Here is a 15,822-nt window from a genome sequence, read left to right as displayed (position 1 = left end):
AAGTGGAGAAGAATTCATGATCGCAAGACCCGAACCTGGAAAACGGGGAAAACAGAGTAAGCGTGTCAGACTTGAAGACATTGCCAAGAAAGTCGGTGTTTCGTTGAGCACCGTGTCGCGCGCGCTTTCCGGCGAAAAGGGCGTGCGCGCTGATATACGCGAGAGGGTGGTGGAAGCAGCGAAAGCTGCCAATTATACGGTGCCGACGCCGGTTGCTGGCAAGAAGGTTATTGTTGCCGCATCAAGCGCTGCAATGATCGATTATGTGCGCAACCAGTTCACTCTCTACGTATTGGAGGGATTGCGGGACCGGGCGCAGGTGCTTGGATTGGAAATCATTACACGCGCCGTGGCAGGACAGGCTGAGGAAAACGCCATGCTCGAGGAAGCGCTTGCCGACCCGGATGTGGCCGGCCTCCTGTTTCTGACCGTTGACGATGAGGCAATTCTTGCGGCAATGCGGGATTTCGGCAAGCCGGTTGTCATGATCAATGGCGATGATCCACTGATGCGGCTTTCAAGCGTAACGCCTTGCAACCGCTCTGCTGCGCGGGTTGCAGCCGAACATCTGATCAAGCTTGGCCATGAACGTATCCTCTTTCTCATGCGCCCGGGACGGCACACGATTGAGAGGCGGCGGGAAGGCTGGCGGGATGCGCTTTTGCACCATGGCCTTGCCTGCGCGGACGAACTTGTCGTGCCTGTTGAGGACTGGTTGCCGGAACTTGCTGCACAGGCAATCGGCAAGAGGTTGGGCGAAAAAGGTCTGGACTTCACCGCAGTGCTTGCCGCGGGGGACAGTCTGGCAGTCGGTGCAATGATGGGTGTTCAGCAGGCAGGTTATTCGGTGCCGGGAGATGTCTCGGTCATGGGCATGGACGACCTGCCGCAAGCCGCTTTCCTCAATCCGCCACTGACCACAATGCATATACCGATGCGGGAGCTTGGCTATGTTGCACTGGATCTTCTGCGGGACAGTCTGACAAATGTGCCGATGCCGCCGCGCCGTGTCGAGCTTGCATGCCATCTTGTCCTGCGGGATTCCACCGCAAACAGACAATAAAGCCAAGGCGGCGGGCTTGCGCCCGCCGCCATGAAGTCTGATCGATAAGGATCAGAAATTGCGCTGGAAGCGGATGATACCACCAAAGGCGTCATCATTGCCGTTATTGGCAATCGAGTCGTCCTTGCGTGCGCCGTCGAACTTGGTGTAGTTGATTTCCGGTGTGATCTTCAGGCCGGGAACCAGTTCATAGGCAACGTTGACAGCGAAAGCATAGGTGCCTTCTTCTTCATAAGCAGCCTGTGCATTCAGGACTGCCTTTTCAGAAAGCTTGGCAGCAACGCCACCCCAGAGAGCATAGTCACCCTGGAACTGGGCGAACCAGTTTGTGTCGTGATTGTAGAAGCTTTCACGCTTGAAGTCGGACTGATATGCACCCATGACCCATGCCGAGATACGGTCAGTGACGTTCACATCAAGGCGCAGATTGACAGCAACGTCTTCGACCTTGGAATCATAGCCGACAGTACCGGCAATCTTGCCCCATGCCTGCTCAAACTTTGCACCGGCAAGAACGTGAGGCATGTAATCGTCGATCACATTGTCGCCGAACTCGTCGGAGCCCTGTTCAGCTGCGATAATTGCAGAGAAGCCATTGCCCGCTGCAAATGTATAGCTGATCTGGTTGGACTTACCCGACTGATAGTTGATCACATCGTCCTGAATGATATCGCCGGCATAACCGACCCATGCACCGAAGATTTCATCGGCGACACCAACGCGGAAACCGCCAAGTTCGATAAAGGCTTCAGGAATGGTGGCGTCCGAATTTGAGCCGTCATCATACTGGAAACGTGTTGCGGCGTAGGACCGCAAGGTTCCAAGTTCGGTTTCGGTCCTGGCATCGAAAGTCACCTGCACACGGGTGCGGGCATGATAACTTTCATCATTCCGGCCGGAGGCATTTCGGCGTCCGGAATTCGAACCATCATAGGGATCGTCACCGCCCTGTAGATCGAAACGCACATATCCGCCTACCTTGAGGCAGGTTTCCGTGCCTGGCAGATAGAAGAACCCGGCGCCATATGTGTCGCAGACGCGGACATATTCGACAGGTTCAGGTTCAGCAACCACCACAGCATCGGCGGCGCGGGCTCCTGATACCGCTGTGAGTGCAGCGGCGGAACCGAGAAGAAGACTTCTAAAATTCATCTGGAATCTCCAGTAAAGATCATGAGTGAGGGATCACATTCAAGAGAGTGAATGCTTCCTCTATGTCTTACTTTCGGGGCTCTCAGGTCAAAGGACAAAACTGGTTGCTTCTCCCTGATGCCACAGTGTTGCTTAATTGGCACGAATTAATAGTTGCGCCGAGCTGTGATCAGCGACAAATTTGCTTAAAAGTCCGAATGGGGGAGCATTCCGGGGCATTTTTGTTCACAATTCTGTGAGTAGCATTGAAAAGCCGAGGCAGAGTTACGCTGCCTTAATTCGAAAGAATTAGAATAATCAACTAATATTTCCCTTAAAAGTAGTAGAAAATTTCGACATGAAGCAACTGATTATGTCCTTTGACGCCGGGAACTTTTCGCTGCAAAATGTCTGTACGCCTTGGAACCTGTTGATCTTTCACCAGAAATCAGGGCGCTTGAGTTTACTTGATCTCCAGTCAATGCTCAAAGACCCCGCCCTAACCGGTGGGGTCAAGTCTTTTGATGTATTTATTGGCGTGGCTACTCTTTTATTTCAAAATTTGAAATAAAAATTCAGCATAACTTCTCATGCGCACAGATCAGCCGGAAGCAGATCATAGTCTTCATTTGCGAGGTGCATATCGAACTGCACCTTGGCGACATGGGAGGCGACAATAGTATTGAACACTTCTTTCAAGGGTGGCAACAATTCGATGTGGCGTCCACCAGCGTCCATAAGCCGGACCATGCCCTCTGTCTCGGCCTTCTTCATCAAGCGCCTGATATGGGTACGGGATACGCCATAAAGATGGCCAATCTCATCAAACGGCAGGCTGACAACATTCTGGTCGCGTTCCGTGCGTCCTGCCATGAGCTTGCAGAGCAGCATTTCGCCGCTATCGCTGGTAGCGAATAATCGTGAACGGCGATCCTCAATGATTAGTGGTTCTATATCAAAGAGCGAGTGCAGGCTGGTGGCGAAGTACCGCTCAAGGAAACCAGACGAACTGTCGAGGAGGGCTCGATAACGCCGCAACGGGAAAAGTCTGTCCGCAGCAGAAAGGCAAACAGCAATAATATCATGCAGGACTGAAACCAGTTGCTCTGTCGGCTCTATAAGGTGGCTGCGGTGGTCCGCCTCGTCCTTGACGCGCGTTACATGCCCGATATTCTCAAGCAGGTTAACGGTGGCCGCTGTCGTGCTCTTGCTGCACAGACCAAGTGCGGTAGTAACGTGCTGAAGGTTTGAAATGGAGGCACCGTGATGGGCCTCATCGCGTCCGTAATGCATGGCAGCAATCGTCATACAAATGACTTGTCGTGCAGCGTTCGCCATGACCTTATTGGCCATGTACTGGCCTTCGAAAACCCGGACAATGCCATGAGCATATTCAAAGGAAGCCTGACAGAAATTCGGATTATTGCGAAGGATGACAATACGTTGCCGCAGCCAAAGAGAACGGGTCTCATTGCGTCCACACGATGAGATTTGAACTGCGCTGCCGTCCATATGATTTATCCTGATCGATATGCCCCATCAATTATATGGATAGATGTCGGCTTATTTCAAACCGTTCGGTTCGATTTCAATAGAATTATTTTTTTGCCGCAGTTCAATGTGCTGCCATGACGCTGGCAGCAACGATCAAAAGCCATCCGGCACCGGCTTCTATGATCCGTCGACGCTTGTCATTGAAATGGCCGCGGTTTCTGACTTTGCCAATGATGAGACTCAACAGCGTATAGACCACGCCACACCAGCACACAAAAACAGCAGACAAGACACCAGCCTGGAAAGCGGCATTGCTTTGCCCATGCATAAATTGCGGCAGTATGGCAATGTAGATCATCATACCCTTGGGGTTGAGCAATGCCGTCAGAAATCCGCGCTTGAGTGGTGCCGAATTAGGCATGGCTCTGATATTCAAAAGATCTGTGCTGAGCGCAGACCGTATCAGCCGTAAAGCGAGATAGATCAGATAGGCAATGCCCATCCAGCGGAGCCCCTCGAACAGGATGGGCGAAGCGGCAATGATCGCAGCCAACCCGAAGGCCACGAGTGCAGAGTGAACCACATAACCCAGGCAGACACCGGCGGTGGCGCGCAAACCAGCCGCTGCTCCTGTGGAGACGGCTTGTGATGCGATGAAGAGCATGTCTGGACCTGGGGTGCAGATCAAAGGCAAAACGGTTGCAGTGAAGAGAGCTATAGTTTGAAATTCCATATTGAAATACTAAGACAGTGCTGTCGCAATTTTCTTGCAAAGATTGCTTGAAACTGGGAAAAATTAGCATTGAACAATACTAAAAAGCAATTATATGGCATGGAACTCCAATGATACTGGATGAGATAGACAAGCGGATTTTGAGGGCGCTGCAGCGGGATGGTCGCCTGCAGAATGTGGAACTTGCGCAGCAAGTCGGTCTGTCGCCCTCACCATGCCTGCGCCGTGTCCGCTTAATGGAGGCGGCGGGTATAATTGATCGCTATGTTGCTGTTCTTAATCCAGCCAAACTCAATCTGGCACTTTCCATGTTTGCTCGTGTGTGGCTGACGGCACAGGACGCGGAAACCATCGAGCATTTCATGGAGGCCATGAAGAAACTCCCCCAAGTGGTCGAATGCTATATCATGCTCGGTGAAAGTGACGCTCTGCTTAGGGTGGTCGTTGCCGATCTCGACGACTACCGGCGTTTTCAGTCAACTCACCTGACGAAGATCAATGGCATACAGAACGTTAAAACCGACGTTCCCAGCCAAATTGTTAAACAGAGCTTTGCCTTGCCCATTGATTAGAGCCCTGTTCTGGCGAGCTTTTGCAGGTCGGACGTATCTGAATTGCCGGGCCCGTGATTGTTTGACGAGCACGGGTCTTTCACGGACGACCAGTTGCAAATATAGGCACCACATTCTCGGCAATGCACTGGAGCGTCGTCAAACGATTCTTCCGGGATTTGCAGGAAGACAGTTTTGCATTCCACACAGGAAAGTGGTTGCCTGAGCCTGAAGAAATCCGACAAATAACGCGACAATGATCCCGCTCCAAATCTCGGAGCATTCACGCTCGATTCAACCAATGATGAATTAGGATACATTTTAATAAAATTAGAAATGAGTCAATTGTTGTTTTATGATGTAAAATATTCAATTGGGCAGAAACATCAAATTTCCTCATTGGCATCGAGCGAAATGCCAAGTCATTACCCGGCTTCCCCCATCCTTGCACGCACCTGCATGTAAGCCGTCGTCAAATCGATAAGAACTGACGAGGTGACCTGACCACTCGCGCCGCCAATCGGGTCCTTGATGTGGATGTTCCGCAGTTCTTCCATGAACTTTTCCCACATCACCGGGCCACCATTTTCCAGAAGTTCAGCCCGAATACTCAAGTCCGGAGTAACGGGAAGGTGTTTGCGTCCCCAGCCCGCCATCATGGCAAGAAGGGGAACGAGTTGTATGGCTGGTTCCGTTAAACTGTATATGGCTTTCTGACTGTGGCTGGGATCATCCTGCTTATCGATCAAACCAACTGACAACAAGTGCTTGAGCCTTGCAGCAAGGATATTCGAAGCTATTCTTTCTTCCGAATGGGTCAGTAGATCCCGAAAATGCCGCCGATTTCCAAACATCATATCGCGTATGATGATCAGGCTCCATTTATCACCCAAGACCTCCAGTGACAGGTTTATCGGGCATCCAGATCTTTTTTCAACGTTCAAATGCGCTCATCTCCACCGCAACTGGTTGCAATATAGGATCGGTTGTGTCATTAGACAACCAGTTGCAAAGAACAATTGGTTGGAGGACGTGATGACAAAAGTGAAGGTAGGCGGTTTTTCCGTTTCAATTGATGGGTTCGGGGCAGGGCCGGAACAAAGTCTGGCTGACCCTTTGGGCAAGGGAGGAGAGGAACTGCATCAATGGGTGTTCGGGACGAAGATGTTCAATGAAATGGTTGGAAAGCAAGCCGGAAAGACGGGACTTGATAATGACTATGCTGTCCGCAGCATGGCTGGTTTTGGTGCCTTCATTCTCGGACGCAATATGTTTGGCCCAGCTCGGGGCGAATGGCCCGATGATAACTGGAAGGGCTGGTGGGGGAACAATCCGCCTTACCATGCACCGACCTTTATTCTCACCCATTACGCGCGCGATCCGATTGTCATGGAGGGCGGTACAACCTTCTATTTTGTAACAGAGGGAATTGAAACTGCACTCGAGCAGGCAAAAGCCGCAGCTGGAGATGCTGATGTGAAGATTGGCGGCGGCGTGAGCACTGTTCGCCAGTACTTGCAAGCTGGGCTCATTGACGAATTACATTTTGCGATCTCACCAGTGGTCTTGGGACAAGGTGAAGCAATGTTTGCGGGGATCGATCTGCCCGAACTTGGGTTCAGCGTCACGCAACGTACTCTGACGGAACATGCGCTTCATATCGTGCTGGCAAAGTAGGAGGCGAGATGGCCGCTCATCCCACCGGTGCACCCAAAGGAAATGAATAATGACGCTGATCATGTACCTTCATCCGCTCTCATCATATGTACAAAAAGCCAAAACCGGCTTTTATGAGAAGGGCGTGACCTTCGAAACACGAATGCTTGATGGTACTGAACCTGTTGCGAGCGAGTTCGCAGCGCTTTGGCCGATCAAGAGATTCCCAGTCTTGAAAGACGGGCAGGAACTAATCTTCGAGGCCACGACTATTATTGAGTATCTTGATGCCCGCTACCCAGACACGCCAAAGCTGATACCCGCTGACCCCATGAAAGCTGTGGAGGTACGGATGTGGGATCGGTTTTTCGATAACTATGTCAACTACCCGCAGCAGAGGCTTGTCTACCTTTCGATCGGTCGCGAACCGGATGATGGTGAAGATGGTGCAAAATGGAAAGAGGCATTGGGCGATGCCTATACGCTTCTCGACCAGCGCATGGCTGAGCGAGAGTGGGTGGCCGGTGATTTCAGTCTGGCCGATTGCGCCGCAGCGCCGTCCTTGCTTTATGCGGATTGGACCTACCCCATACCAAAGCATTACCAAAATCTCTGGACTTACCGCAATCGCCTTCTTGCGCGCGCAAGCTATGCCCGGGCGCTGGATGAAGCCCGACCTTATCGTTACATGTTCCCACTTGGCGCGCCGGAAGGCCGTGATTGAAACGTCTCTGGCTTGTTGAAGGCCTCAATTGAAACGCAGTATGGATTCAAAGCCCGTGCTGGCGTTGGTTGCGGGAGATTTTAGCTCCAATGTCGCTCCCATTTGAGTTGCCAGCTCGGTGGCTATAGACAGGCCAAGACCTGAGCCTGGAGACGTTGTCGCGCCGCGGCTGAAGCGATGCCGGATGGATTCAAGTTCATTCGCGCTAAGGACCGGCCCATCATTGGCAATACAAATTGCACCATTCTGCTCGAAACTTATTCTCACGGGAGCTTTTTGATCGCCATGGATCAGGGCGTTTTCTATCAGGTTCCGAAGGACAATGGCAAAAGCATCCTCACTGACCTGGCGGTGAAGCGTGGCAGTTGGGGCTCTGCTGTACCGGATTCGATCATCTGTCCCGGAGGCACGATTGAAGTCCTCTATCACAAGCTCCAGAACATTTCCCAAATCAGCGGTTTCATTTGCAGTACCGATCCTTGCCTCGGCGCGCGCCAGTTGCATAAGCTTTTCGACAAGCCTGATAAGCTTTTGCAAAGATGCCTCGATGAGCGCCAAGCGTGACTTTGAGCCTTTGCTGCGCACTTCGGATTTCAGCATCTGGGTTTGCGCAAGTGCCCCGGCGAGAGGAGTGCGTAATTCGTGAGCGCTGTTGGCGGTGAATTCGCGCTCGGCTTTAAGGGTTGATCGCAAGCGTTCAAGCAGGCGATTGACCGATGATACAATGGGTTGAAGCTCGCGTGGCAAGGTTGACAGCTCTATTGGAGCAAGATTGCCGCTATCCTTGCCAGCGATTGCCTCACGCAAATCATTGACGGGCTCAATGGAGCGGCGGACAATGAGCCATATACCTATAATACTAACCGGAATGAGCACCAGAACAGGGAGGAGCAGAGCCAGCCCCCCTTCGACGGCGGCTTCGGTGCGATGCGCTATGGAATCGGCGACCTGCACGAAGATGGTGTTATTGGCCGCCGGAACGGTGTAAAATCGTGAAACATCATCTTGGAAGAAGCCGCGTTTCAACGGTGCAACGAAGGGTGTTGCCGATACATCGTGGGAGTGAAGAATAACTTTGCCTGTCGCATCCCTGACTTGATAGGTAAGATAACCCTTATGGGTGGATTCACTCAGACTCTGCTGTCGGCGGGCCTCGGACATTTGCGCGTTTTGCAGAACATCATCGACGACGAGTGGCGTCAGACGTTCAGTCGTCGCCTGTAGAGAGCCATCGAATATTTCTCCGAATTCGTCCTGCATAACAAACATGCCGGCTATTGTCGCAAGAAGCCAAAAAACGATCAGTGTCGCGGTCAGCGAGAAAATCAATCGACGTGTCATGCTGCGATTTTTCATGACCGGCCTTCAATCTTGTATCCGACGCCGCGTATCGTCGAGACATGCTCGCGTCCGAGTTTTTTGCGCAGTCGGCTGATATAGACTTCAACAGTGTTGCTCTCGACTTCCCAACCGAAGGCGTAGAGAGCCTCTTCAATTTGAGACTTGGACACAACGGCGCCGGTGCGGGAAAGCAATTTATCGAGTACAGCCCATTCCCGTCCTGACAACACGATCTCATGCTTGCCTGAGAAGATGCTTCTGTCGGCGATATTGATGCGAAGTGTGCCCACTGTAATGACGGAGCTTGAGCTGCCGGAATGCCGTCGCGTGACCGCAAGTATGCGTGCGCTTAATTCATCGAGATCGAACGGCTTGACGAGATAATCATCTGCGCCCGCATTTAATCCCTCAATGCGGTCAGAAATCTGGTCGTGTGCAGTAAGAATGATAACGGGTGTAGCATCACCCTTTGCGCGGAGCGTTTTGAGAAAGTCGATGCCGCTGCCATCCGGCAATCTGAGGTCAAGCAATATGAGCCCGTACTCAACAACACGGACGGATGCCGTGGCATCGTCGATGGTCTGCATCCAGTCGACCGCATGGTAAGTACTGGCGACGTGATCACGCACAGCCTCACCAAGGGTTTGATCGTCTTCAACAAGGAGAACCCGCAAACCTGACCCCGGTCTTATTTAGTGACAGCATTCAATACCCAATTAAGTTGAGGTCAGCAAATCGATTACAACATAGGCTGTGAAGATGGCATTGATACCGAGAACGCCGAAGACTGCAAAGGAACCCAGATCCTTCGCATTTCGTGCGGCAACCGAGTAATCACGGGAAATATGATCAACGATTTCTTCGATCGCCGTGTTCAAAGCCTCGACAGCAAGAAGCAACAGGAACAAAGCTGTCAGCACCACATAGTCAAGAAGCGCGGCTCCCATGAGCGAGAACAATGCAACTGCGACAAGATAAGCAATGACCTCGTGCCGCGCGGCTGACTCGTGCAGGAGTCGCTCAGCCCCTTTCATGGAGTAGCTTGCAGCGGCAAACAGATGACGAAATCCGGTTATCTTTTTGAAGTACGGGCTGTCGCTCACGATGATTGCCCCTGCCGGCATGGCGCAAGAGCATCAAGCGCCTTGTCGTGCACCGTTGTTTCCACATGCATCATGCCCAGCACAGTATGAAACAGATTGTCATGCGAGTGGGTTTTTACAGCCTCGGTCGCAAGACATTTGGCGTCAATTTCCGATTTGGCTGTCTGGCCGAGCCACAATACAAAGGGCACATGGGTCTGTTGGGTCGGCGCCATGAAGTAGGGCGCACCATGAAGGTAAAGCCCATATTCCCCTGTCGATTCCCCGTGGTCTGACATATAAATCATCGAGGGTGATATGCGGGATTCCCGTGCCTTGAGCTTGTCGATCACAGTCGAGATAATATGGTCCGTGTAGAGAATGGTATTGTCGTAGGAATTTATTATTTCCTGCCGTGTGCATTTTGCAAATTCCGATGTGCGGCAATCGGGTGTAAAGCGGCGGAACTCTTCCGGATAGCGCAGATAATAGGCAGGCCCATGACTGCCGAGCTGATGAATAACCAGCACTGAATCGGATTTCACATTGTCGAGCCAATTGTCGAGTTGGTCGAGAAGGATGCTGTCCAGACATTCGCCATCCTTGCAGTATGCCGGATTTCCGGACTTGTAGAGCGGCTGATAGGCGGTCCGTTTGGCGATCTTCTTGTCGCCGGTATTGTTGTCCCACCATTCTGTCTTGATCCCGGCATGACCAAGCACATCCAGAAGGTTTTCAGTTTCGAGGCCTTTGCGATGCGTATATTGCTTGCGCGTATAGACCGAGAACATGCATGGCAATGAAACTTCGGTAATGGTGCCGCAACTACTCGTCTGGGGAAAATAGGTGATATCCTGTCTGGACAATTCGGGATTGGTTGCTTGCCCATATCCCCCGAGCGAAAAGCTCTCGGCCCGTGCGGTCTCTCCTGCCACGATAATTGTTACCCGGGGTTTGCCTGCCGGTGCGGCAGAATAGATACGTGCATCTGTACCGAGTGGTTGCACGATGATGTTCTGGCTGCTGGTCGTCCGGATCGCCAGTTTGACCACATTCACGATAGGTGCGATGGGATTTAAAGTGGCAAACCAGTCGCGATGTTCCCGCCCAAGCGACAGATACGTGCTTGCGTGGGAAAGCGCCGCGACCAGGAAAAAGACAAGCGCTGGTAAAATGACAACCATGTTCCATTTGACCTTTTGCAGGTAGGTCCGGTGCTTGATCCGGACCCAACTGACCAGAAGGGCAGGCAGAACGCCGAACAGGAACATGTGCCAGATATAGGCAGGCGTCATGAGATGACCAGCTTCAGCATTTGTGGTGTCTATGGTGCTTTGCAACATGTTCACGTCGATGATTGTGCCGTAGCTATCCATGAACCAGGATGTTGATGCGCTGAAAAGCAAGAGCGTGATCAAGAACGGTTTTGTGAGATATTTCAGGGAAAATGACACGCACAGGGCGATGAACGCGCATGTGAGGCCAAATGCCAGGTAGATTAGCGTGACGGTCTGGCCTTCCAGCAGGACGGTGGCTTTCCCCCAAAACGTATTATTGGCGGTAGCAATCAAAAAGATTGCAACCAGAATGCTCAACGTCACGCTTCCAAGTTGGGGGCGAAACGAGCGACCTTCAGAATAATTCAGTGCGATTGACACGTGCGACTTCCTTGCATGCTCAAGCTCAAGACACCGCCCTTGGCGGCAAAGATGGAGCTGCAATCGCCCTTTTTCCTGACAGGAAGCTGAATGAGAAAAAATTGCCGGGTCAGGCCAGGAAATGTGAAGGTTCAGGTCCGTGTCAGCTTTTGCGATGAAAATGTCCGCATTGATTCAATGTGGACTGAGATATGAAGTTTAGAATAAACTATGGAATATGCTTGATCATTGGGCTTATTGCGGCGCTCTCGCTGGTTCCGCTGGCCGCGAAATTCGACTCCAGGCATCGGACCAGAACGAACGCAATCTCATTCCAGCAGTGATAAACCAGCTGGCGTGCCAGTCGTTTGCCGGCTTGGCAAATGAACGCGACCTTACCATTCAGTCTATTGCCCTAGTTCAAATTGCTGACACGACAGAGAGGTGGCGTCTGGCCTATAACTGCATGCAGTGCCGCTCGGCTTTCCCTGTGCCATGAAAAAGGCCAGGCGGCGGAACTTGGGGAAAGCGATGAATGCGCAACGATACGACACGCTCGATGCTCTCAGAGGGATCGCGGCCCTAATTGTCGTTGGATTCCATCTGTCACAGTTTGGCATGATTCCGGCTATCGTCCCGCGAGGTTATCTTGCTGTCGATTTCTTTTTCGTACTCAGCGGATTCGTTGTCGCGCATGCCTATGAAAAAGATCTTCGAACTCATTTGTCGCTTAGGTCATTCATCATAAAACGCATTATCAGACTCTATCCGCTGGCGTTCCTTGGTGCCGGTATGGGCTTAACTGTGCTCCTGTTGAAATGGATGTTCTTTCCCGAAAAAGTTGAAACTTTGGGTATCTTGTTGGCATCCGGAATGCTCAATCTCGCAATGGTTCCATCTTTCCTCGGAGCGACAGTTGCATCTCACGATCTATTTCCCGGTAACGGCCCGCTCTGGTCTCTGTTTTTCGAGTTGCTTATAAATCTTGCGTGGGCGGCCTGTGGTATTTGGCTGCGCACCAGCACGCTGATCTTAATTATACTGATGAGCCTGATCTTTTTGGCGCTTTTTGCGAGCCATTATCAAGCGTTCAACATCGGATATGATACCGCAACCTTCTGGGGCGGTTTGGCTCGAGTGTGTTTCGGGTTTCCGTTGGGTGTGGTTATTTATCGTGAGCAGCACCGAATAGGTGCGTATGGACGGCATTGGAGCGTTTTTACGCTTTCCGTCGTACTCGCCGGTGTGTTTGCAATTCCAGTCGATTTGTCTGCGCAGAGCTTTCCATGGGTGGATCTGTTTCTTATCACCATATGTCTGCCTGCCATTGTCATTGGTGGTATTGGACAGACAAGCGCCATACGTTCGAGTTACGTGCTCGGTGGTTTGTCTTATCCGGTTTACATTTTGCATTTTCCTGTAATTTTGATGATGTCGGGTCTTAGCCAGTCATTGCTTTCAGGCTGGAATGTTCACGTTATTGCCAGCATCAGTTTCATTCTGATCCTGACTTTTTCCTGGATTGCCTGGCGTTTCTACGATGAGCCGCTGCGAAGAGTGCTCACGTCCATGGTGCGTAAGGGAGATGGCAAGCTCCATCCGTCACCGGAACCTGTGAGTGGTGCAAGTCAATCAGACGGGAGGAAGGTCAATGTTGGGGTTTAATATCAGAAGTCCAGAACGGGATCGCGAGGCTGATACTGCGCGGTTCAAACGTATTGTCACGACGCTGCTGGCCGTCAAGAATGAATTGCAAATGGAACAGCTGGGGCTCAATAAACGTTTTGCTGAAGCATCGGCAGATGCGGCACTGACACTTGAAGCAATGGCCGAGATTGCCGAACCGGACTCGTACGAAGGTCGTTTGGAAAATCTGACAGGCGTAATAAGAGCTTATGAAAAGCGAGCTGCATTTCTTGAAAGTCAATTGAGTTTTGTGGAGGGCATTTTGGGACAGGTTTCATCTTTCCACGACAATCTATAGTAACCCAAACAAATATCGGTATCAGATAATACACTGATTTCCATGAACCAGTGCCTGTTCAGAAATATTTATCCAGGTTCTTTTCTTTCAAAAAGACCTCAACCCTCTTGCGCTATGTCGATATTTTGCGGATAGTCGAGACTTAAAGCGAATTTATCTTATAAAAAACGAACCAGGACCGGAACATTCCGTGTTTCCGTTCTCTTTACGAGTACTTCAAAGACAATATTAGTACAAATTTATTATAGTTTTACCTTCGGTCTCTTGATAAGACCGTGCGGGTAAGCTTGATAAAGATGTGACTGACAGGCCATGCAGATCGTATATCGGGAAGAAACAGTTAGATAAATCCGGGGCTTATTCGGAATGAAGATTGCAGTTTTTGGAGAGGCAACTGTAAGCCTGGGCGGGCAACTTGTTCCCCGTGTTCCTGCGAATTTTTTTCGTATTATTGTTTACCTTCTGCTGGAAAGTCCTAATCATTCCGTTTCTCGCGGCAAACTTTCACAAGTTCTTTGGTCCGAGACGGATCAATCCCACGCCTCAATGAATCTGCGGCAAAGTCTTGCGCGTATCCGCAAATTTCAGGAGCAATATGGCTTAAGTCTTATCCAGGGCGATGCGACTTATGTTTACCTGAACCTCTCTCAGGTGAGAGCCGAGCTTCTGCGTATCGATCTTCTCGAATATATGGAGCTAATGCAGAAGGGGGATATCGAATCCTTGCTGCCGATGATCGAGCTTTATACGGGCGATCTCCTCGCACAAAACGAACCGCAAGCTTCCGATTTTGACGAATGGCTGGATGTTAAGCGCGTGAAGATTCGCGATGATTTGACAGCGATGTTGCTTTTGATGATTGATCAGCCTACCGGCGTAAGTATTGATGAAAAGCGCCAATGCGCACGCAAGTTGACCGAAATTGATCCTTATCAGGAAGTTGGCTATCGCGCTTTGATGCAGACGGCATCGCAGCTTGGTCTGATTGCCAAGGTGGAGCGGACATTCCGGGAATGCGCGAAAAAACTGCGCGACGATCTTGATGTCGAGCCGGAAGAGCAAACCATCGAGCTATATCAGCAGTTGCTGCCCAAGCTTTCACCAGCAACGACCCGAGGGCTCATTGCCACGCAACCAGCACAACCCATTACAATCCGGACCGAGATACAGACACCGAATGCGATCCGCGCTGCCACCCAGTTGCAACAGGCCAAACAGGCTGGCCTGCCGCGAGTCATGGTTCTCTATCTGCCGCATAATGCCTCCGATCCCATGGAACAGCTTGCCGCATCGCTGGTGGACGATATCACGATCGGCCTATGCCGTTTGCGCACACTTTCCGTTATCGCGCCCTATACGTCGAAGCGCGTGGTAACAGAATCGCCGATTGACAGTTTCGACGGACTCAAGACGCAGTTCGGTGTCAGCTACGCGGTAGACAGCAAAATTGTGCGGCGTGACGGATTTTGCTTCCTGTCGGTCAAGCTGATCGACACCGAAACGCAGGAGATCGTCTGGGCGGAAAAAACAAAATTCGATTATGTGCTGCCGGAACAGCAATATCGCCAGCTTTCCATCCGCATTATTCTTTCCGTTGTCTCGACAATCGAGAAGTCGGAACTTGACCGCTATAACAAGCTCTACCAGGACCCGAATGCCTATTACTGGTATCTCATGGGCAAGCGCGAAATCGACAAATTCGATTTGTCGAAATTGCGTCAGGCTCGTCAATCTTTCAAAAATGCCCTGACAGCTTCGCCGGATTTTGTTCCGGCACTCAGCGGCATCGCACGCACCATGCAAAAGGAATGGCTGATGCTGGCGCGTAATGAAAAAGACATACTTCTTGCCGGTGAAGAAGTTGCCAAACGCGCTGCCCCAGCCGACCCTGATGATGAGCGGCCTCTGCGGGAACTGGGCACTATCAGTATGTATCTGGGCAAATTCGACGACAGTCTCGAATATTTCGACCAAGGCAAGTCGATTAACCCCCAACATGCGGATTTGCTAGCCGACTATGCCGATGCTCTGACACATTATGGTGATTTACATGCAGCACTTGAAAAAATTCAAGAGGCAATAAGCCACAATCCGTTGGCACCCGATTATTATTATTGGGTCGGTGCGGGCACCCTTCACAGTCTCGACCGTCATCAAGACGCTATTGACTCTTTATTAAACATGCAAAACCCACGTGCAGCCTCGCGTCTTATGGCGGCGTGTTGGGCAAAGCTTGGTGAGTCAGAGAAGGCGGCAGAATATCGAGGTTACGCGTTGGAGGATAATCCGTCCTTCAAAATCGAAGATTGGACTAAGGGTTTGTGTCTAAGGTTGCCTGAGCATCGTATGAAATATGAGGCAGCTCTTCGCGAGGCTGGCTTCGAGTAGCAATCATCGCAATGAAATTTGAATAAAGGAGCGGCTCC

The 15,822-nt window shown here is 51.2% G+C and carries 16 protein-coding genes; 8 read left to right on the top strand and 8 right to left on the bottom strand.

Annotated elements, in window-relative coordinates; translation table 11 throughout:
- The first annotated feature begins 16 nt into the window (after nucleotides 1-16).
- Nucleotides 17-1,063 carry a LacI family DNA-binding transcriptional regulator gene (locus tag ACYJL1_RS18430; protein ID WP_460898387.1) on the top strand — a complete coding sequence of 349 codons (1,047 nt, stop codon included), beginning with the start codon at nucleotides 17-19 and terminating at the stop codon, nucleotides 1,061-1,063.
- Nucleotides 1,064-1,114: 51 nt separating this feature from the next.
- On the opposite strand, the gene ACYJL1_RS18425 is transcribed toward ACYJL1_RS18430, so the two are convergent.
- Entirely contained in the window at nucleotides 1,115-2,215 is a 1,101-nt protein-coding gene (locus tag ACYJL1_RS18425) for a porin (RefSeq protein ID WP_460898386.1), read from the bottom strand.
- Nucleotides 2,216-2,552: 337 nt separating this feature from the next.
- Between ACYJL1_RS18425 and ACYJL1_RS18420 the strand changes: the two genes are divergently transcribed.
- Nucleotides 2,553-2,765, top strand: a complete 213-nt coding sequence (locus tag ACYJL1_RS18420; protein ID WP_460898385.1) for a hypothetical protein — start codon at nucleotides 2,553-2,555, stop codon at nucleotides 2,763-2,765.
- A 17-nt stretch (nucleotides 2,766-2,782) separates the two neighbouring features.
- Here the strand turns inward: ACYJL1_RS18420 and ACYJL1_RS18415 are convergent, their stop codons facing one another.
- Together ACYJL1_RS18415 and ACYJL1_RS18410 are read right to left on the bottom strand one after the other, a co-directional pair.
- The gene (locus ACYJL1_RS18415) at nucleotides 2,783-3,706 is read right to left on the bottom strand and encodes a hypothetical protein (protein WP_460898384.1); all 924 of its coding nucleotides are present in this window, start codon (nucleotides 3,704-3,706) and stop codon (nucleotides 2,783-2,785) included.
- A 103-nt stretch (nucleotides 3,707-3,809) separates the two neighbouring features.
- Nucleotides 3,810-4,421 carry a LysE family translocator gene (locus ACYJL1_RS18410; protein ID WP_460898383.1) on the bottom strand — a complete coding sequence of 204 codons (612 nt, stop codon included), beginning with the start codon at nucleotides 4,419-4,421 and terminating at the stop codon, nucleotides 3,810-3,812.
- 110 nt (nucleotides 4,422-4,531) lie between these two features.
- Between ACYJL1_RS18410 and ACYJL1_RS18405 the strand changes: the two genes are divergently transcribed.
- Nucleotides 4,532-4,993 carry an Lrp/AsnC family transcriptional regulator gene (locus tag ACYJL1_RS18405; RefSeq protein ID WP_460898382.1) on the top strand — a complete coding sequence of 154 codons (462 nt, stop codon included), beginning with the start codon at nucleotides 4,532-4,534 and terminating at the stop codon, nucleotides 4,991-4,993.
- 404 nt (nucleotides 4,994-5,397) lie between these two features.
- On the opposite strand, the gene ACYJL1_RS18400 is transcribed toward ACYJL1_RS18405, so the two are convergent.
- A complete protein-coding gene (locus tag ACYJL1_RS18400) occupies nucleotides 5,398-5,916 on the bottom strand; it encodes a winged helix-turn-helix transcriptional regulator (protein WP_460898381.1) in 519 nt (172 codons plus the stop codon).
- A 91-nt stretch (nucleotides 5,917-6,007) separates the two neighbouring features.
- On the opposite strand from ACYJL1_RS18400, the gene ACYJL1_RS18395 reads away from it, so the two are divergent.
- Both ACYJL1_RS18395 and ACYJL1_RS18390 read left to right on the top strand, forming a co-directional pair.
- Nucleotides 6,008-6,649 carry a dihydrofolate reductase family protein gene (locus tag ACYJL1_RS18395; protein WP_460898380.1) on the top strand — a complete coding sequence of 214 codons (642 nt, stop codon included), beginning with the start codon at nucleotides 6,008-6,010 and terminating at the stop codon, nucleotides 6,647-6,649.
- A 49-nt stretch (nucleotides 6,650-6,698) separates the two neighbouring features.
- Nucleotides 6,699-7,352, top strand: a complete 654-nt coding sequence (locus ACYJL1_RS18390) for a glutathione S-transferase family protein (RefSeq protein WP_460898379.1) — start codon at nucleotides 6,699-6,701, stop codon at nucleotides 7,350-7,352.
- Between the two features lie 24 nt (nucleotides 7,353-7,376).
- Here ACYJL1_RS18390 and ACYJL1_RS18385 read toward each other — a convergent pair whose 3' ends face one another.
- From ACYJL1_RS18385 to ACYJL1_RS18370, 4 genes are read right to left on the bottom strand one after another with little or no spacing between them, the layout of a single operon-like run.
- Nucleotides 7,377-8,708, bottom strand: a complete 1,332-nt coding sequence (locus ACYJL1_RS18385; RefSeq protein WP_460898378.1) for an ATP-binding protein — start codon at nucleotides 8,706-8,708, stop codon at nucleotides 7,377-7,379.
- Nucleotides 8,705-9,367 (bottom strand): response regulator, encoded by a 663-nt coding sequence (locus ACYJL1_RS18380; protein ID WP_460898377.1) that lies wholly within the window; start codon nucleotides 9,365-9,367, stop codon nucleotides 8,705-8,707. The genes ACYJL1_RS18385 and ACYJL1_RS18380 overlap by 4 nt, the downstream gene beginning before the upstream one ends.
- Before the next feature lie 42 nt (nucleotides 9,368-9,409).
- Nucleotides 9,410-9,796 (bottom strand): diacylglycerol kinase, encoded by a 387-nt coding sequence (locus tag ACYJL1_RS18375; RefSeq protein WP_460898376.1) that lies wholly within the window; start codon nucleotides 9,794-9,796, stop codon nucleotides 9,410-9,412.
- Nucleotides 9,793-11,433: a phosphoethanolamine transferase gene (locus tag ACYJL1_RS18370; protein WP_460898375.1), complete on the bottom strand. Its 1,641-nt coding sequence runs from the start codon at nucleotides 11,431-11,433 to the stop codon at nucleotides 9,793-9,795. The genes ACYJL1_RS18375 and ACYJL1_RS18370 overlap by 4 nt, the downstream gene beginning before the upstream one ends.
- 498 nt (nucleotides 11,434-11,931) lie before the next feature.
- On the opposite strand from ACYJL1_RS18370, the gene ACYJL1_RS18365 reads away from it, so the two are divergent.
- The 3 genes from ACYJL1_RS18365 to ACYJL1_RS18355 all read left to right on the top strand — a co-directional run bounded on the left by ACYJL1_RS18365 (nucleotide 11,932) and on the right by ACYJL1_RS18355 (nucleotide 15,784).
- Complete coding sequence (locus ACYJL1_RS18365) at nucleotides 11,932-13,077, top strand: acyltransferase family protein (protein WP_460898374.1); 1,146 nt, start codon at nucleotides 11,932-11,934, stop codon at nucleotides 13,075-13,077.
- Complete coding sequence (locus ACYJL1_RS18360) at nucleotides 13,064-13,396, top strand: hypothetical protein (protein ID WP_460898373.1); 333 nt, start codon at nucleotides 13,064-13,066, stop codon at nucleotides 13,394-13,396. Before ACYJL1_RS18365 ends, ACYJL1_RS18360 begins: the two co-directional genes overlap by 14 nt.
- A gap of 366 nt (nucleotides 13,397-13,762) precedes the next feature.
- Nucleotides 13,763-15,784, top strand: a complete 2,022-nt coding sequence (locus ACYJL1_RS18355) for a BTAD domain-containing putative transcriptional regulator (protein ID WP_460898372.1) — start codon at nucleotides 13,763-13,765, stop codon at nucleotides 15,782-15,784.
- Nucleotides 15,785-15,822: the final 38 nt, after the last annotated feature.

Source organism: Phyllobacterium sp. K27, assembly GCF_054796155.1.
This window is presented reverse-complemented; position numbering and strand designations above follow the sequence as displayed.